This window comes from Vannielia sp. ABF1_015, from assembly GCF_056160745.1.
In genome coordinates this window covers 311,034-327,009 of sequence record NZ_JBSWXT010000001.1, presented here as the reverse complement: position 1 = coordinate 327,009, position 15,976 = coordinate 311,034, and the positions used below count along the sequence as shown (strand labels likewise).

Annotated in this window: 18 protein-coding genes; 13 read left to right on the top strand and 5 right to left on the bottom strand. The window is 65.0% G+C overall.

Annotated features, from left to right (window positions below; all coding sequences use genetic code 11):
* Window positions 1–33: 33 nt before the first annotated feature.
* Window positions 34–1,002 (bottom strand): hypothetical protein, encoded by a 969-nt coding sequence (locus ACXAG6_RS01640; RefSeq protein ID WP_475334378.1) that lies wholly within the window; start codon window positions 1,000–1,002, stop codon window positions 34–36.
* A 92-nt stretch (window positions 1,003–1,094) separates the two neighbouring features.
* On the opposite strand from ACXAG6_RS01640, the gene ACXAG6_RS01635 reads away from it, so the two are divergent.
* The gene (locus ACXAG6_RS01635; protein ID WP_475334377.1) at window positions 1,095–1,883 is read left to right on the top strand and encodes an exodeoxyribonuclease III; all 789 of its coding nucleotides are present in this window, start codon (window positions 1,095–1,097) and stop codon (window positions 1,881–1,883) included.
* A 258-nt stretch (window positions 1,884–2,141) separates the two neighbouring features.
* Here the strand turns inward: ACXAG6_RS01635 and ACXAG6_RS01630 are convergent, their stop codons facing one another.
* Entirely contained in the window at window positions 2,142–2,771 is a 630-nt protein-coding gene (locus ACXAG6_RS01630) for an SGNH/GDSL hydrolase family protein (RefSeq protein ID WP_475334374.1), read from the bottom strand.
* Between the two features lie 89 nt (window positions 2,772–2,860).
* Here ACXAG6_RS01630 and ACXAG6_RS01625 point away from each other — a divergent pair, with 89 nt between their 5' ends.
* From ACXAG6_RS01625 to ACXAG6_RS01595, 7 genes are read left to right on the top strand one after another with little or no spacing between them, the layout of a single operon-like run.
* Window positions 2,861–4,348: an FAD-binding protein gene (locus ACXAG6_RS01625; RefSeq protein ID WP_475334372.1), complete on the top strand. Its 1,488-nt coding sequence runs from the start codon at window positions 2,861–2,863 to the stop codon at window positions 4,346–4,348.
* Window positions 4,345–4,746 carry a hypothetical protein gene (locus tag ACXAG6_RS01620; protein ID WP_475334369.1) on the top strand — a complete coding sequence of 134 codons (402 nt, stop codon included), beginning with the start codon at window positions 4,345–4,347 and terminating at the stop codon, window positions 4,744–4,746. Before ACXAG6_RS01625 ends, ACXAG6_RS01620 begins: the two co-directional genes overlap by 4 nt.
* A complete protein-coding gene (locus ACXAG6_RS01615) occupies window positions 4,743–5,786 on the top strand; it encodes a hypothetical protein (RefSeq protein ID WP_475334367.1) in 1,044 nt (347 codons plus the stop codon). The genes ACXAG6_RS01620 and ACXAG6_RS01615 overlap by 4 nt, the downstream gene beginning before the upstream one ends.
* Window positions 5,770–6,081, top strand: coding sequence for a hypothetical protein (locus ACXAG6_RS01610; RefSeq protein ID WP_475334364.1), 312 nt, complete (start codon window positions 5,770–5,772; stop codon window positions 6,079–6,081). The genes ACXAG6_RS01615 and ACXAG6_RS01610 overlap by 17 nt, the downstream gene beginning before the upstream one ends.
* 39 nt (window positions 6,082–6,120) lie before the next feature.
* Window positions 6,121–7,035, top strand: a complete 915-nt coding sequence (trxA, locus tag ACXAG6_RS01605) for a thioredoxin (protein WP_140012295.1) — start codon at window positions 6,121–6,123, stop codon at window positions 7,033–7,035.
* A 27-nt stretch (window positions 7,036–7,062) separates the two neighbouring features.
* A complete protein-coding gene (locus ACXAG6_RS01600; RefSeq protein ID WP_140012294.1) occupies window positions 7,063–7,719 on the top strand; it encodes an LON peptidase substrate-binding domain-containing protein in 657 nt (218 codons plus the stop codon).
* The gene (locus ACXAG6_RS01595) at window positions 7,716–7,916 is read left to right on the top strand and encodes a Trm112 family protein (RefSeq protein WP_140012293.1); all 201 of its coding nucleotides are present in this window, start codon (window positions 7,716–7,718) and stop codon (window positions 7,914–7,916) included. Before ACXAG6_RS01600 ends, ACXAG6_RS01595 begins: the two co-directional genes overlap by 4 nt.
* A 7-nt stretch (window positions 7,917–7,923) precedes the next feature.
* Here the strand turns inward: ACXAG6_RS01595 and ACXAG6_RS01590 are convergent, their stop codons facing one another.
* Entirely contained in the window at window positions 7,924–8,763 is an 840-nt protein-coding gene (locus ACXAG6_RS01590) for an LOG family protein (RefSeq protein WP_475334361.1), read from the bottom strand.
* Window positions 8,764–8,894: 131 nt separating this feature from the next.
* Between ACXAG6_RS01590 and dapD the strand changes: the two genes are divergently transcribed.
* From dapD to ACXAG6_RS01565, 5 genes are all read left to right on the top strand, one after another.
* Complete coding sequence (dapD, locus tag ACXAG6_RS01585; RefSeq protein ID WP_475334358.1) at window positions 8,895–9,722, top strand: 2,3,4,5-tetrahydropyridine-2,6-dicarboxylate N-succinyltransferase; 828 nt, start codon at window positions 8,895–8,897, stop codon at window positions 9,720–9,722.
* A gap of 55 nt (window positions 9,723–9,777) precedes the next feature.
* On the top strand, window positions 9,778–10,053 hold the full coding sequence (locus ACXAG6_RS01580; RefSeq protein ID WP_475334356.1) for a hypothetical protein: 276 nt from the start codon (window positions 9,778–9,780) through the stop codon (window positions 10,051–10,053).
* Window positions 10,050–10,919 carry a hypothetical protein gene (locus ACXAG6_RS01575; protein ID WP_475334354.1) on the top strand — a complete coding sequence of 290 codons (870 nt, stop codon included), beginning with the start codon at window positions 10,050–10,052 and terminating at the stop codon, window positions 10,917–10,919. Before ACXAG6_RS01580 ends, ACXAG6_RS01575 begins: the two co-directional genes overlap by 4 nt.
* 95 nt (window positions 10,920–11,014) lie before the next feature.
* Window positions 11,015–11,266 (top strand): GlsB/YeaQ/YmgE family stress response membrane protein, encoded by a 252-nt coding sequence (locus tag ACXAG6_RS01570; protein ID WP_475334352.1) that lies wholly within the window; start codon window positions 11,015–11,017, stop codon window positions 11,264–11,266.
* Between the two features lie 4 nt (window positions 11,267–11,270).
* Window positions 11,271–12,302: a sodium:calcium antiporter gene (locus ACXAG6_RS01565; RefSeq protein WP_475334351.1), complete on the top strand. Its 1,032-nt coding sequence runs from the start codon at window positions 11,271–11,273 to the stop codon at window positions 12,300–12,302.
* A 66-nt stretch (window positions 12,303–12,368) separates the two neighbouring features.
* Here ACXAG6_RS01565 and ACXAG6_RS01560 read toward each other — a convergent pair whose 3' ends face one another.
* Both ACXAG6_RS01560 and rnr read right to left on the bottom strand, forming a co-directional pair.
* Entirely contained in the window at window positions 12,369–13,622 is a 1,254-nt protein-coding gene (locus tag ACXAG6_RS01560) for a lytic murein transglycosylase (protein WP_475334348.1), read from the bottom strand.
* A 70-nt stretch (window positions 13,623–13,692) separates the two neighbouring features.
* Window positions 13,693–15,948 carry a ribonuclease R gene (gene rnr / locus ACXAG6_RS01555; protein ID WP_475334347.1) on the bottom strand — a complete coding sequence of 752 codons (2,256 nt, stop codon included), beginning with the start codon at window positions 15,946–15,948 and terminating at the stop codon, window positions 13,693–13,695.
* Window positions 15,949–15,976: the final 28 nt, after the last annotated feature.

Genomic DNA, 15,976 nt, shown 5'->3' with positions numbered 1-15,976 from the left:
TTTCATGTTTTGTTTGCCGCCCGGTGGCGGAGGTCAGTCCATGAAACCCAACGACGGGTCTGCGCAGAGGCCGTCCACGTTGAGCCGGTCCGGCACGGTGGGCACGTGGCGCAGAAAGGCGATCATATCGGGCAGGGCGTCGCCGTAGGCGGCCACGGCAGCGTCAAAGGCCTCGGCATCGTCACGGAACATCTTCAGCCCCATCTGTGCCCTGAACGCGTCGAGGCCACCCTCTTCGGGCGTACGAAAGATCGCCGCGACCATCCCCGGCAGGCCGGAGGCCGCTCGCAGCTTCGCCGCCTGCATCCTCTGTTCTTCGGTCGGCTCGGCCATCCTCGGCGCGGCCCGCCGCGCTGCAAAATCATAGTCCAACGAGGTGCCAAAGCCGCGCATCACCCGCTGAAACCGTGCCTCTTTCTTTGTTGGTTCAGTCTCGGCCAGCAAGGGGGCCAGCGCCCGCACCTCGCAGCCCGCCATCTTGGCAATGGATTGCTCAAAGATCACCGGCAGCGCGGCAATCGCCAAAGCGTCGTCACCGCGCACCTCGAAGAACTCCAGCGTCGTGCCGGCACTGTCCAGTGTGAACCCGTGCTCGTTTGGAGCAAAGCGGGCCATCTGGAAAAAGCTGATCGCGAAGTTGGTGTAGACGGCGTCTTGTGGCATGCCGACGTGGGTCTCGCTGGAGGGCTCGATGGCCGCCGCCCTGTCGATCTCGAAGGCGTTGAGCACCAGCTTTCCCGCATCGATCCGCGCGGTTGCCGTGGCCGCCTGCACCCTTGGCTCGCATACCCCCTCCCGGTCGCAGGCCTCTTGATCCAAAGGCAGCGGATAGAGGAATTCGAGCTGCATCTGTTCGCCCTCGAAGGTCAGCACCACCGAGCGTGGCAGCACGTGCTCGGGCCAGATATAACTGCCCAGCATGAAGCTCCCCTGCGGCGGGGCATCGGCCCGGCCCGGCAGGGCGGCAAGGGCAAGGAGGGCGGCGACGAGGAGCTGTTTCATACGCCCAAGCCTGCGCTGTCAGCAGCGGCAGGGCAAGGGGTGGAAACCCGGCTTCCCCCGCGCTATCCCGACCCGGAACAACGGAGGCGGGCATGGCATTTTCACTGGCAACATGGAACATCAACTCGGTGCGGCTGAGGGCCGACCTCGTGGCGCGTCTGATGCGTGAGGAAACCCCCGATGTGCTCTGCCTGCAGGAGTGCAAAAGCCCGGTCGACAAGATCCCGGTCGAGATTTTTCAGGCGCTGGGTTACACCCACATGGTCGCGCGCGGCCAGAAGGGCTACAACGGCGTGGCGATCCTCTCCAAGCTGCCGATGGAAGAGGCTGGCGCGGCGGATTACGCCAAGCTCGGCCACGCCCGCCACATAGCTGGCAAGCTCGAAAACGGTGTGACCGTCCACAACTTCTACGTCCCCGCAGGGGGCGATGTGCCTGACCGGGAGGTGAACGAGAAGTTCGGCCAAAAGCTCGATTACCTCTCCGAGATGCGCGATGCCTTCCATGCAGAGACGCCGGAGAAAGCAATTCTTGTGGGCGATCTCAACATCGCCCCGCGTGAAGATGACGTCTGGGATCACAAGAAGCTGCTGAAGATCGTCTCTCATACCCCCGTTGAAGTAGAGGCGCTGGGCGCAACGCAGGACGCGGGCAAATGGGTCGACATCACCCGCAAGGACATCCCCGAGGGGCTTCTCTACAGCTGGTGGTCTTACCGCGCAAAAGATTGGGATGCCGCCGACAAAGGCCGCCGGCTGGACCATATCTGGGCCACGCCCGATATCTCAAACGCCGCCCACTCCAGCCGCATCCTCCGCTCGGTGCGCGGCTGGGAAAAACCGTCCGACCACGCCCCCGTCTTCGCGGAATTCGACCTGTAGCGTGAGCAGCAGGCGGCACAGTGGGGGCCTGCCCCCACACCCCCGGGAGTATTTACGGCAAGAAAATGAGAGCAAGTGCGGGCAATTTGAATCAAGTTGTTCATTTTCTTGCTCCAAATACTCCCCGCCGGAGGCCTAAAACCTATTGCGGTAAACCCTGTCAGTCCTCGCGAGGATGAGGCAGAGAATGCGGATGAGACGCAGGCCACGCCGAGCGAAGCGAGGCGCCCCCGGTCGGCGCGCGTAGGCGCGGCGAAATCAGGTGAGATGTGCTGCCAGCGCCTTTCCAAGCGCAACATGGTCTGCAGCCGCGATGTGAATGCCGTCCACCGGGCTCACTGAAATTTGTGATCCGGCGTCGAAAAAATCCAGACCACGCGCTTCTGCGAGGGCGTTCAGGGCCGGAGCAAGCTCTGGCCCAATACGGGCGGCCCCGGCAAATTCCGCGGCGAAGAGCCCAGACTCGATCGGCGGGGGCGGCGCGATCAGCGTGATCTTCAATCCCGGGCTTCTTGGCGCCTCGAGGGCACTGGCCGCGATGTCCAGCAGTCCTGCAAGACCGGCGGCGATCTTTTGGGCAGAGGGCGCAAAGCGGGCCTTAAGGTCATTCGTCCCCAGCATGATCAGCAGTCGGTCCAGCGGGGCATGGCTGCGCAGCGCGATCCGCAAGGCCGGCTCGGCGTTCATGATGGCGCCCATCACCGGGTCATCGTGGCAGGTGGTGCGCCCCGGCAGCCCTTCTTCGATCAGCTCAACCCCGCCCATGGCCTCTGCCATGACCCGGGGCCAGCGGGTGTCGGGGCCAAAGCGCGCATGTCCGCCGTGGGCCTCCATCGGCGGTGTGCCGAAGGTGTTGCTGTCGCCAAAGCATAGAATCCTTTGTGCCACGGTTGTCTCCCTGCATGCCCCGCTGCTCAGTTTTTACGTTTTCCGTTGCGGCGTCCATTGGCAAGATGGCGCAAAAGCGAGGGTGTGTGATGGGCAAGTTGGGCCGTAGGGCCGTGGTTTTTGGCGCGGGGGCGGCGGCAGGTGTGGCCGGGTCCAAGTGGTTGAAGAGCGACGTGCCGGTGCTGGCAGGCACCCGCTCGCGTACGCCCGAGGGCCGCGTGAACACGATGAACGACGCCTCCGGCCTCAGCGAAACCCCGGTGGCCAAGCATGTCATCCTCACCGACGATCCGGGCGAGGCGCTGGTGGCCAAGTTGCGCGCCGAGCTGAAAGAGGCGCAGGCGGAGGGCCGCCCGGTAAACCTTGGCGCGGCGCGGCACTCGATGGGCGGGCAGGCGATCCCTCGCGAGGGCACGGCGATCAGCTATCGCAACCCCTTCGTGGAGCTAGACACGACCGCAAGCACCTACCGTGCCCACGCAGGTGCCCGCTGGTACGAGGTGATCGCCGCGCTCGATCCGCAAGGTTTTGGCCCCGCCGTCATGCAATCCAACTCCGATTTCGGGCTCGCTGCCACTTTCTCGGTCAATGCCCACGGCTGGCCGGTGCCCTATGGCCCGATGGGCTCCACCGTGCGTGAGGTGCAGATGGTGCTACCCGATGGCGAGCTTGTCACCGCCAGCCGCACGGAGAACGCCGAACTCTTCGCCATGGCGATGGGTGGCTATGGGCTCATCGGCCTGATCACCGAGATGGAGGTGGATATGGTGCCAAACCAGCGCCTCATCCCCAGCTTCACGCGGATGGAGGCCGAGGCCTTCGCTCCTGCTTTCCGCGCCGCCGTGGATAACCCGCAAATCCCCATGGCCTATGGCCGTCTCAACGTGGGCCGTGCCCGCTTCATGGAAGAGGCGCTGCTGATTACTTACAGTGAAGACCCTGAAAGTGACGAGATTCCGCCTGCCGAATACGCCTCTGGGTTCACCTCCAAGGCCGCCGCGCGTCTCTACCGCTGGCAGCTTGGCAACGAGCGGATGAAGCGCTGGCGCTGGTGGACGGAGTCCCGCGCCGCGCCGATGCTCGCCGGGGCCGCCAATCGCAACGCGCTGATGAACGAGCCGGTCGTGACGCTGGATGACCGCGACGAGCGCCGCACAGATATCCTCCACGAGTATTTCGTGCCCTTTGACCGGTTTTCCGACTTTCTCCAGGTCTGCCGCGAGGTGATCCCGGCCAGTTATCAGGAGTTTCTCAATGTCACCCTGCGCTTCGTGGATACCGACAGCACAAGCTGGCTCTCCTACGCCCGGGTGCCGCGCATCGCCGCAGTCATGTCCTTCAGCCAGGAAATGACCGCGCGCGGCGAGGCCGACATGGCCCGGATGACCCGCGCCCTGATTGGCGGTATCAACGCCATCGGCGGGGCCTACTACCTGCCCTACCGCCCGCACGCCACGCTCGACCAGCTCATGGTGGCCTACCCGCGCGCGCAGGAGTTTGCCGCGCGCAAACGCGAGATCGACCCGGGGCTGCTGCTCCGCAACAACCTTTGGGACAGTTATCTGGGGCTCCTATGACCACACTCCGCATTATCGCCTTCGGCTATTTCTTCGCCCTGATCGGGGCCGCTGCGCTCAACTACGTGCCCGGCATAACCGACAGCGAGGGGCTGGCCTTCGGCATCTTCGAGCTCGACATATTCGATGACGCGCTGCACCTCGTCTCCGCCCTCTGGGCGTTCGGGGCCGCGCTCACCTCGCACCGCGCCTCCAAGCTCTTCCTGCTGATCTTCGGCGCGCTCTACCTCGCCGACGGCGCGATGGGCCTCGCCTTCGGTTCGGGCTACCTCGACATGGGCATCTTCACCAACGGCGTGCTCGATCTGCCCTTCGGCTTCAAGATCCTCGCCAACTTGCCCCACATCGGCCTCGGGGGCTTTGCCCTCTTTGCGGGCCTGTTCCTGGATCGCAAATGATCCGCTGGGTCTGGAAATGGGTCAAACGGCTGCTGGTGGTGGCGGTATTGCTGCTGCTCGCGCTGCTGGCCCCGGTCGGCTACGTCGAGGTGGCCTGTCGCGGCGAGGACTACATTCGCAAGGAGTATGAGCCGCTGTTGCCGCCCGAATGGCACCGCGCCGAGGGCCGCACGCTGATGACCTATCCCGAGTGGCACATCGTTCACGCCTATGACGATTATGCCGAGGTGATCTCTTCGGGTGACCCGCATGACTTTAGCTATTTCCGCGCGGTTGGCGGCTTTTGGGGCTCGCTTTGTGCCCTCTCAAAGGCCTCGCCCGCGCACGGCGGCTTTGACTGGACCACCAAGCAAACCGCCTATGTGATCGGCGTCAGCTTCACCGCCGAGCTGATGCTTAAGGCCGCCTATGAAGAGACGGTGGGCCGTGTCTACACATGGATTCGCGGCCCTGAGCGTTCCGCGCTGGATGAGGTTTCTGCGCGGCAGGCCCGCGACTATGCGGCCTTCCTTCAGCAAACCCCTTGGTACAAATGGGATTTCAAAGGCGACATCGCCGAGCATGCTGAAGCCAGTGAAGGCAGCAAGCGTGACAATGAGCGCCGCCTTGCGCTGGGCATCGAATTTTCCGCCAAATCCGCCTACGCGGGCGTGATCGAACAGGCGGTGGCCGGTGTGGGCGCCGATGCGCTGCGGCTGCGGATGGTGGTGCAGGGTGAGCAGGCTCAACTTGAGGGGTTGGAGGGCGTCGAGATCATCGAAAGCCGCTCCGAAGGGCTGGTGCTGGAAACTCCACGCTATCGCGCCCTCACCGAATTGATGAAAGAGATGGCCGCGCGCGGCGCTGACTTCATCGAAATCGCCGGCAACGACGACATCATGCTCACCGCAATTGCCGACACGCCTTTGCCCAGCGCGCTTTATGCCCGCGAGCGGCAGGGCTACGGCGACACCCGATCACTGGTGCTGATTCAAGTCACCGATCTTGCCGCCTTCCTTCGTGAAAACGGCGCTATGGTGGAGCATGTCCACGATTATTAAGCGCATTGCCCTCTGGGCCCCGCTTCTGTTCATCGCATGGGTCGCCACCATGGCGCTTGTCATGCGGTTCTCCGATGCGGCTCCAGCGGCAGTTGTGATGTTCCCCGGCGAGGCCTTTCTTGCCGGGCTGCCCGAGGATGCCGCCGTCATCTCCGCCAGCGCGGCAACCGTCACCCTGAAGAGCGACTCCCCCGATTTTGCAGCCCGTCTCTACCGCGCCGGAGCGCTACTGGTGCTCCCCGCGGGGCTCACCGGCTGCCTGCCTCTGCCCGGTGCCCTTGCAAACAAGGGCTGAGTGCTCCATCTACCCGTTCAATAGATGATGGAGGCCCCAATGCTCGAACTTGGCCAAGGCAACACCGAAGCCCCCGCAGGCGACCTGATCAAGGACGTGAACGAAGCCGACTTCATGGCGGAGGTCATCGAAGCCTCGCAGACGGTGCCGGTGATCGTGGATTTCTGGGCCACATGGTGCGGCCCCTGCAAAACGCTTGGCCCTCAGCTCGAGGCCGCCGTGACCGCCCAGAAGGGCAAGGTCAAGATGGCCAAGGTCGATGTCGACCAGAACCAAGGCATCGCCGGGCAGCTGCGCATCCAGTCCATCCCCACGGTCTATGCCTTCTGGCAGGGCCAGCCGGTTGACGGCTTTCAAGGCGCGCTGCCCGAAAGCCAGCTGAAGGAGTTTGTTGCCAAAATCGCCGCTCTGGCCCCAGAGGCCGATGGCGGGCTGGCCGATGCGATCAACGCCGCTGAGGAAATGCTGGAAGAGGGTGCCGCCGCCGATGCCGCCGAGGTTTTCGCTGGGGTGCTTGAGGAAGAGCCAGAGAACGCCCAGGCCTATGGCGGGCTGGTGCGGGCCTATATCGCCGCCGGGCAGGTGGAGCAAGCTGACGCCCTGCTGAACAACGCGCCGGAAGCCGTGGCGACAAGCGCCGAGGTGGAGGCTGCCCGCGCCCAGATCGACCTGCTCAAACAGGCCGAAAGCGCAGGCCCCGTTGCCGAGCTGACTGCTGCCGTCGAGGCCGATCCCGACAACCATCAAGCCCGGTTTGACCTTGCCACGGCGCTTCATGCCAACGGCGATACCGAAGCGGCGGTGGATCATCTGCTCGAACTGTTCCGCCGGGATCGCGAGTGGAACGACGGCGCAGCCAAGACCCAGCTCTTCACCATCTTCGATGCGCTGAAACCGCAGGATCCGGTGGTGCTGACGGGCCGTCGTAAACTCTCCTCGATGATATTTGCCTGACGCGCGGCGCGGCCTACCTTGATGGCCATGATGCACTCAGGCGATCTTCCCGAAACGATCCCGATTTTCCCGCTGCCCGGAGCGCTGCTGTTGCCGCGCGCCCGGTTGCCGCTGCACATCTTCGAGCCGCGCTACCTTGCGATGCTCGACGATGCGTTGAAAACCTCCACCCGCCTGATCGGCATGGTCCAACCCTGCGAAGGCCCCAAGGGCTGCGGGTGCGAGCCGGGGCGGTTGCAGAAGATCGGCTGTGCCGGGCGGCTCACCGGGTTTTCCGAAACCGAGGATGGTCGCTACATGGTCACCCTCACCGGCATCTCGCGCTTCCGGATTCAGGAAAGTGTCGAGGGCTTTACGCCCTATCGGCGTGTCAAACCTTGCTGGAAGGGGTTTGACCGGGATCTCGGCCAACCCGAGCACGACAAGGGCTTCAACCGCGAACGCTTCATGCCCAAGCTCTGCCGCTACTTCGAGGCGCAGGGCCTGTCGACGGATTGGGACAGCCTTGAAGAAGCCGATGACGAGTTGCTCATCAACTCGCTGTCGATGCTCTGCCCCTTCGAGGTTGAAGACAAACAGGCGCTGCTGGAGGCGCCTTCACTCGAAACCCGGCGTGAAACGCTGGTAACCCTGATCGAGTTTGCCCTGCGCAGCGGCGAAGACGGAGAGGAACGGCTACAATGAGCGACGAAACGGCCACCGCCCATTCCGGGGTTGAGCGCCATGTGCTGGAGGCCCTCGTGTGCCCCGAGACCCAAGGCGTGTTGCGCTATGACTCTGAGGCCGGAGAACTGATCTCCGAACGCGCCGGCCTCGCCTTTCCAATCCGCGACGGTATCCCGATCATGCTGGTAGACGAGGCCCGGCGGATCGACGATTGAGGGCGCCCTACCGCCCCGGAATTTCCCCACGCTTCTCACCCGCGCCTTCCCAGCCGTCGATGGCCGCAACCGCCTCCTCCGCCGAGTCCACGAACTTGAACAGGTCAAGATCGTCTGGGCTGATGGTGCCGGCGTCTTTCAGGGCGTCCCAGTTGATGATCTTTTCCCAAAAGGCCCTTCCGAACAGGAGGAAGGGCACTTTCTGCATGCGGCCGGTCTGAATGAGGGTGAGCGCCTCAAAGGTTTCATCCAGCGTGCCGAAGCCGCCGGGGAAGACGGCGATGGCACGGGCGCGCATCAGGAAATGCATCTTGCGGATGGCGAAGTAGTGAAAGTTGAAGCAGAGGTCGGGGGTGACGTATTCGTTGGGCGCCTGCTCGTGGGGCAGCACGATGTTGAGGCCGATGGAGTGGCCGCCAGCGTCGGCCGCGCCGCGGTTGCCGGCCTCCATCACGCCGGGGCCGCCGCCGGTGACCACCACGTCCTCGGTGCCGCCCGAGGCGAGGCTGCGCTCGGTCATCAGCCGGGCGAAGGTGCGGGCCTCGTCGTAGAAGGCGGAGAGCTCTGCCAGCGTCTCAGTGCGGGCGGTGTCCTTTTTCGCGGGCTCGGGAATGCGGGCGCCGCCGAAGAGGACCACGGTGGAGCGGATGCCGTGCTCTTCCATCAGCAGCTCGGGCTTCAGCAGCTCCAGTTGCAGGCGCACGGGGCGCAGCTCGTCGCGGCAGAGGAAATCCTCATCGGCGAAGGCGAGGGTGTAGGCCGGGGCGCGGGTTTGCGGGGTGTCGGGCACTTCATGGGCAGTGCGCTTGTCTTCTCCGGCGTCGCGGAAGCGGCTGGCGTCGTTCATCGGTCGTCCTTCCTGTTCGTTGGGGGGACGGTATCGCGGGCGCGATGGAGAGGGAAGCCGGGCGCGTGGTGGGTTGCGCCCGTGTGGCGGGGCGCTATGACGGTTGCGATCAGATTTCGGAGGATGTCCCCATGTCGAACGCCCAGCTTGAAGCCGCCATCGAAGCCGCCTGGGAGGGCCGCGATGCAATCACCCCCGCCACCACTGGCGAAACTCGCGAGGCGATCGAGGATACGCTGGCCGCGCTGGACGGCGGCCGCCTGCGGGTGGCCGAGCGGCGTGAGAGCGGCGACTGGCACGTGAACCAGTGGGCCAAGAAGGCGGTGCTGCTGGGCTTCCGGATCAAGGACATGGAAGAGCAATCCGGCGGGCCGCAGGGTGGCGGCTGGTGGGACAAGGTGGACAGCAAGTTCAAGGGCTGGGGTGACAACCAGTGGAAGGCCGCCGGTTTCCGTGCGGTGCCGAATGCGATTGTTCGCAAGAGCGCCTATATCGCGCCCGGCGTGGTGCTGATGCCCTCCTTCGTGAACCTCGGCGCCTATGTGGACGAGGGCACCATGGTAGACACATGGGCCACGGTCGGCTCTTGCGCGCAGATCGGCAAGGGTGTGCACCTGAGCGGCGGCGTGGGCATTGGCGGCGTGCTGGAGCCGATGCAGGCGGGGCCGACGATCATCGAGGACAACTGTTTCATCGGCGCGCGCTCGGAAGTTGTGGAAGGCTGCATCGTACGCGAGGGCTCGGTGCTGGGCATGGGCGTTTACATCGGCCAGTCCACCAAGATCGTCGACCGGGAGACCGGCGAGGTGATGTATGGCGAGGTGCCGCCCTACTCGGTGGTCGTCTCGGGTTCGATGCCCAGCAAGAACGGCATCAACCTCTACTGCGCGGTGATCGTGAAGCGGGTGGACGAGCGGACCCGCTCGAAGACCGGGATCAACGAGCTGCTGCGCGACTGATCTCTCGTGGCACGATCCGCGGAATCCCTCGGCAAGACGCGTAAATGAGGCCGCGATGATTTTGAGCTATGTACTCTCCCGGCGCAGCAGGCGTCGGGGGGAGCGGCCCAAGTGGCTGGAAGCCTGGGCACCGGTGGCGCTGGATATGGCGCTTGCCATCGCTGTGCTGGCACAGCTCTTCGAGCCGATGATGATGGCGATCTATGTCAGCCAACCTTCGGATGGCGCGAGCTTATTGGTGCTCCTTGCGGTGTTTGTATTGCCCTTCCTCGCAGTGCTCATCCTGTCGACTCGCTCTGCCCTTGCTGCGCGGCGGATTGGAGCGGCGTGATCGGATTTTCTGACTGGCCGCGCCGGCAGGTGTTGCATGATCTGCGCAGCATGGCGCAGGCCATCCGGCCTGTGGTGGAGGCACGGGGGCCGGAGCGGCTGGTGGCGGTGCCGTTGGAGGAGGATCTTCAGCTTCCCTGCGATAACGATTGCCTGCCGCGCATACTGCTGCTGAGAGAAATCGCGCTTGGGCCGGATGCCGAGTTGGCGAGCTATGCGACGGCGCTTCTGATTGGCGACGCCGTACATGGGCAGATCGGGTTTGCGCCGAAAAATTTGCCTATGGCCACCCAGACGGGCGCGCGGCGGGCGGCTGTGGTGCGGGGGCTCCACGCGGTGGAGGAGGCCGATCATCTGAACATGGAATTGCCGGAGCCGGTGACGAGCCTGCCCGCCGAACGGGTGATCCCGCCGCTGGTGGAGATCGCGCGGGAGCTGCGCGGCATGGTCGATGCGGTGGCCATGGCGGACTACGGGATGGATGCAGAGCGCCATGCGGAGGCGCTGAAGGCGGTGCTGGATACGCAGGATTGCCGATTTCCGAAAGGCGAGCGGTGGTATCCGGCGGAGGTGGTGGAGCTCACCGGGCATGACCCGGACAATGGCGCCACGTGGTTTCCCTGCGTCGCGCTTCTGGTGCTCGACGACCTTCACCACAACGGCGATTTTGACCAGATGACGTTTCGCTGGATGAGGCACGCCAAACGGCTGGTGGCCGCGCCGGAGCATGTCCGCAAGCCGATTCTTGCTGGCATCCGTCACCTTTTGGAAAGCGGCCCGCCGGGCGAATGGGATCCCTACTGGGATTGGATGCCTCAGAAGATTGCTGAGCAGGCCGTGATGGTGCCGTGGGATGATGTGGCGTGAGCACCTGAACGGTGTGGCATGCTCGAACCGGGGAACCGCGCCCATGGCTGACGGGTTGAGACGGTAACACCTTCTTGAACCGAAAGGATGGACCCATGGGTCTTGGACTGATTCTCTCAATCATCATCGGCGGCCTCGCCGGTTGGATCGCCAGCATGATCATGAGGGCCGACACCGGCCTCATCACCAATATCGTGCTCGGCATCGTCGGTGCGCTGGTGCTCAACCTGCTGCTTCAATTGCTTGGAATCTATGCCGCCGAGCGGATCATTCCGCAGCTGATCGTCGGGATCGCGGGCGCCTGCCTGCTGATCTTCGGCTGCCGGGCCATCGCGCGCCGCTCCTGACGGCGTGCTCACAGACCTATCGCTGACTTGGCTCCTCGTCGCCTTCGCCGTGGCGGCGAGCATTGTTGTGGTGGCCTCGATCCGGGCGACCGCGCTGGCCGATATCATCGCCGACCGCACGGCGGTGGGCGAGGCGCTGGTGGGCGGCGTGCTGCTGGGTGGGGCGACATCGCTTTCGGGCGTGGTGGTGAGCGTCACCGTGGCGGCGCAGGGGGATGCCTCCTTTGCCTTTTCCAATGCGGTGGGCGGGATCGCGGCGCAAACGCTGTTCCTCGCGATTGCCGACACGCTGCACAAGCGGGCGAACCTCGAGCATGCTGCCGCCGAGCCTGCGAACCTCTTCCAATGCGTAATGCTGCTGATCCTGCTCAGCCTGCCGGTGGCGGCGATGGCCGGGCCGGATGTGGCGTACTTCGGCATTCACCCCGTCTCGGTCGCCCTCTTCATCGCTTATGCGGCAGGAGTGCGGCTGGCGGCTTCCGTGCGCGAAGAGCCGATGTGGGAGCCGGTGGAGACGGGCGACACGCGCACGGATGACCCGGGGGATGCCGAGGACGCACACAAGAGCGCGCGGGGCCCTGTGGTAGTGTTCGTTGCGCTGGCCGGGGCGATGGCGCTTTGCGGCTGGGTGATCGGGCAAGGGGGGCAGGAGTTCGTGACACGCTTCGGGCTGGCGTCGAGCCTCGTCGGCTCACTGGTGACGGCGGTGGTGACCTCGCTGCCCGAGCTGGTGACGACACTGGTGGCAGTGCGGCGCGGGGCGCTGCAACTGGCGGTGGGCGGGATCATCGGGGGCAACACCTTCGACACGCTGTTCCTCGTGTTCTCGGATGTGGCCTACCGCGACGGCTCGCTCTACCACGCGGTGGGGATGAGCGACCTCTACTGGCTGGCGACGGGGCTCTTGATGACGGCGGTGCTGATGGCCGGGCTGATCCTGCGCCAGAGGGAGGGGCCGGGGCGCATCGGGATCGAGAGCGTGCTGATGATGGGGATTTACGGGACGGCTGTGGCGGTGGAGGTGCTGGGGGCGTGAGGGGTGGCTCCGGGCGGTGGGCAGATTGCCCACCCTACGCGGGGCGGCCGCGGGACAAGTCCCACCCTACCGCAGCTTCTGCAGGATATGCAGCGAGGCGTAGCCGTCGGGGATGACGCCGATGTGCTTTTGGTAGGCGCGCACCGCTGCCAGGGTTTTGGGGCCGATCTTGCCGTCTACCCCGCCGGGGTCGAAGCCTGCGGCCTCCAGCCGGGTTTGCAGCTCTTCGCGTTCGGGCAGGGTCAGGGCGCGGTCTTCGCGCGGCCAGCCGGACTGGATACGTTTGCCGCCTCCGATGAGGTCTGCGAGGTGGCCGACGGCGATCACGTAGGCGTCGGCCGTGTTGTAGCGCTCCAGCACCATGAAGTTGCCGTAGGTCAGGAAGGCCGCGCCCTTGGAGCCGCCGGGGAGGCGGATGGAGGCGGGGCCGTGGTCGGGCAGTTCGTTGCCCTCGATGTCGCGGACCCCCAGCGCGTTCCACTCTGCGGCGAACTTCTCCACGTGCTCGCCCGCGATCTCGTAGTCGAAGCCCTCGGGCAGCAGCACCTCCATGCCCCAGGGCATGCCGGTGACCCAGCCCGCATCGGCGAGGTAGGCCGCTGTAGAGGCGAGCGCGTCGGTTGGGTCATCGCCCCAGATGTCGCGCTTGCCGTCGCCGGTGAAGTCGACGGCATGGGCGAGGTAGCTGGTGGGGATGAACTGGGTGTGGCCCATCGCCCCGGCCCAGCTGCCGGTCATACCGCGCGGGTCGGTATCGCCCGCCTGTAGGATCTGGAAGGCGGCCATGAGTTGAGCCTCGAAGAAGGCACCCCGCCGCCCGTCGAAACCGAGGGTCGCCAGCGCCTCGACGATATCGGTATCGCCCTTGAAGGTGCCATAGGCGCTCTCAAGCCCCCAGATGGCGGTGACGATCTCTTTCGGAACGCCGTACTTGGCTTCTATGGCGGTAAGCGCTTCCAACTCCCTCGCCAGTGCCTTTTTGCCGTTGTCGCGGCGGAGGTCGGAGGCAGCGGTATCGAGGTAATCCCAGATCGTCTTGGTAAATTCGTTCTGGTTTCGATCACGCTGGATGATCGTGGTGTTGTAGGTGACCCCCTCGAAGGCGCGTTCCAGCAGGGCGGCGTCGATGCCCTCGGCGCGGGCCTTGGCCTTGAACGCTTCAATCCAGCGCTCGAACCCCTTGTTGGCCACCTCAACCACCGGCAGCCCCCCTTGTGCGGGCCGGGTGACTGGGCGGATAGAGGTTTCGATAATCGCCGGGCTGGCCTGAGCCATGCCCGCCAGTAGTGCGGCTGCAACGCCGGTCGTAAGTGCCTTCATGATTCTGCTCGTCTGCTGCCAGATCTTTGGCCTCAGCATAGCGAAAATGCCGCCCGTGCCAAAGCACAGCTCAGTTACGGCGGCGGCGGGCCACCTTGCGGCTCTTGGCCGCCTTGGCCCTCGCCTTACCTTCCTTCCGGCGCGTGGGGCGGCCGCGCTTGGCCGAGGCCCCGGGCTTTACCGCTTCGCCCTCGATTTCCAGCAGATCGAGCAGCAGGCCGCCGGTCACAGGCACCGCTTCGGCCAGCCGTACGGTCACGCGCTGGCCAATGCCGATAACGCGGCCTGTATCAGAGCCCATCAACTCCTGCGCCTCGCGGTCGAAGTGGAAGTATTCCTGCCCCAGCGAGCGGATCGGAATCAGCCCATCCGCTCCCGTCTCGTCCATCCGTACGAAGGCGCCAAAGCGGGCAATGCCGCTAATTCGCCCGCCAAATTCGTTGCCCACCCGCTCCGCGAGATAGCTGGCAAGGTAGCGGTCAGTCGTGTCGCGCTCGGCGGTCATCGAGCGGCGTTCCGTCTCGCTGATATGCACCGCCGTCTGCTCCAGCGCCTCGATCTCCTGATCGGAAAGGCCATCATCGCCCCAGCCATGGGCCGTAACGAGGCTGCGGTGCACGATCAGGTCGGAGTAGCGCCGGATCGGCGAGGTGAAATGGGCGTAGGTGCCCAGCGCTAGGCCGAAGTGGCCGATGTGCTGGGGCGAGTAATAGGCCTGAGTCATCGAGCGCAGGGTGCTGAGATTGATCAGCTCGGCGTGGTCTGTGCCCGCCGCCTGCGCCAGAAGCCGGTTGAGGTGCTCGGTCTTCAGCACCTGACCCTTGGCCAAAGTCAGCCCCGAGGCCTGAGCGGTTTCTCGCAGGGCCTCCAGCTTCTCCACGCTCGGCTCCTCATGAACCCGGAACAGCAGAGGCTTGCCGCGTTTCACCAGTTCCTTGCCGGCGCAGACATTGGCCAGCACCATGAACTCTTCGATCAGCCGGTGCGCATCCAAGCGATCCTTGAACTGCACCGAAGCCACCGTGCCATCTTCGGCCAGCACGATCTTGCGCTCTGGCAGGTCAAGATCCAGCGGCTGGCGGCGGTTTCGGGCATCCACCAGAGCGCCATAGGCAGCATAGAGCGGCTTGATCACCTCCTCCATCAACGGCCCGACCTTGTCGTTGGGTGCGCCGTCCATCCCCTGCTGCACCTCTTCGTAGTTCAGCGAGGCGGCCGAGCGCATCAACCCGCGCACAAACTCCCAGCCGACCAGCTCGCCATGGGCATCCACCCGCATCTTCACGGCGATACAGGCTCGCGGCACGCCTTCGTGCAGGCTGCAAAGATCGCCCGAAAGCCGATCGGGCAGCATCGGCACCACCCTGTCGGGGAAGTAGGTGGAATTGCCCCGCTCCCGGGCCTCCCGGTCCAGTGCCGAGCCGGGGCGCACGTAATGCGCCACATCGGCAATCGCGACCCAGATCACATGGCCACCCTCGTTCTTGGGGTCGTCGTCAGGGCGGGCGTAGCAGGCATCGTCATGGTCGCGCGCATCTGCCGGGTCGATGGTGATCAGTGGCACATCGCGCAGGTCTTCGCGGCCCTTCAGGCCAGCGGGCTTCATCGTGTCGGCCTCGGCGATAGTTGTGTCGTCGAAGGCGTCGGGAATCCCGTGCTGGTGAATGGCGATGAGCGAGACCGCTTTGGGCTTGCTCGGGTCGCCCAACCGCTCGACCACGCGGGCCTTGGGCAGGCCCATGCGGCCCTTGGGCCCGGCCTGCTCGGCCTCGACCAGCTCGCCATCCTTCGCGCCCGCCGTGGCATCCTTGGCCACTGTCCACTCGCGGTCTGCGCCCTTGTCGATTGGCACGATCCGCCCGCCCTCCGCGCCCTTCCGGTAAACGCCCAGGATGCGCTTTGGGTTGGTGCCGATCTTGCGGATCAACCGTCCCTCGTAATGGTGCTCCTCGCCCTTCACCTCGCGCAGCTTGGCCAGGATCCGATCTCCCGCGCCCAGCGCGCCATCGGCGCTGCGCAGGATCATCAGCACCTTCGGCTCCGGTCCCTCGCCATGCCACTCCATCGGGCGAGCCATAAGGTCACCATCCGCATCGGGGCCAACGACGGTCAGCACGCCTACCGGCGGCAGCTTCTCGGGGTCGCGGTAGCTGCGCTTTTTCTTGGCGAGGTGCCCCTCGTCCTCAAGCTCGCGCAGCATCCGCTTCAGGTCGATCCGCGCCGCGCCCTTGATGTGGAACGCCTTGGCGATATCGCGTTTGCTGGAGGCCTCCGGGTGGGCGGCGATCCAGTCCAGAATGTCTTTTTTCGTTGGGAGCTCGGCCATGAGGAAAGAGGTAGCAGGGCATGGGCCA

Bases quoted from the DNA above. Each gene is read 5' to 3' on its own strand.
- ACXAG6_RS01640 (WP_475334378.1), bottom strand. From the start codon at position 1,002: ATGAAACAGCTCCTCGTCGCCGCCCTCCTTGCCCTTGCCGCCCTGCCG.
- ACXAG6_RS01635 (WP_475334377.1), top strand. From the start codon at position 1,095: ATGGCATTTTCACTGGCAACATGGAACATCAACTCGGTGCGGCTGAGG.
- ACXAG6_RS01625 (WP_475334372.1), top strand. From the start codon at position 2,861: ATGGGCAAGTTGGGCCGTAGGGCCGTGGTTTTTGGCGCGGGGGCGGCG.
- ACXAG6_RS01620 (WP_475334369.1), top strand. From the start codon at position 4,345: ATGACCACACTCCGCATTATCGCCTTCGGCTATTTCTTCGCCCTGATC.
- ACXAG6_RS01615 (WP_475334367.1), top strand. From the start codon at position 4,743: ATGATCCGCTGGGTCTGGAAATGGGTCAAACGGCTGCTGGTGGTGGCG.
- ACXAG6_RS01610 (WP_475334364.1), top strand. From the start codon at position 5,770: ATGTCCACGATTATTAAGCGCATTGCCCTCTGGGCCCCGCTTCTGTTC.
- trxA (WP_140012295.1), top strand. From the start codon at position 6,121: ATGCTCGAACTTGGCCAAGGCAACACCGAAGCCCCCGCAGGCGACCTG.
- ACXAG6_RS01600 (WP_140012294.1), top strand. From the start codon at position 7,063: ATGATGCACTCAGGCGATCTTCCCGAAACGATCCCGATTTTCCCGCTG.
- ACXAG6_RS01595 (WP_140012293.1), top strand. From the start codon at position 7,716: ATGAGCGACGAAACGGCCACCGCCCATTCCGGGGTTGAGCGCCATGTG.
- ACXAG6_RS01590 (WP_475334361.1), bottom strand. From the start codon at position 8,763: ATGAACGACGCCAGCCGCTTCCGCGACGCCGGAGAAGACAAGCGCACT.
- dapD (WP_475334358.1), top strand. From the start codon at position 8,895: ATGTCGAACGCCCAGCTTGAAGCCGCCATCGAAGCCGCCTGGGAGGGC.
- ACXAG6_RS01580 (WP_475334356.1), top strand. From the start codon at position 9,778: ATGATTTTGAGCTATGTACTCTCCCGGCGCAGCAGGCGTCGGGGGGAG.
- ACXAG6_RS01570 (WP_475334352.1), top strand. From the start codon at position 11,015: ATGGGTCTTGGACTGATTCTCTCAATCATCATCGGCGGCCTCGCCGGT.
- ACXAG6_RS01560 (WP_475334348.1), bottom strand. From the start codon at position 13,622: ATGAAGGCACTTACGACCGGCGTTGCAGCCGCACTACTGGCGGGCATG.
- rnr (WP_475334347.1), bottom strand. From the start codon at position 15,948: ATGGCCGAGCTCCCAACGAAAAAAGACATTCTGGACTGGATCGCCGCC.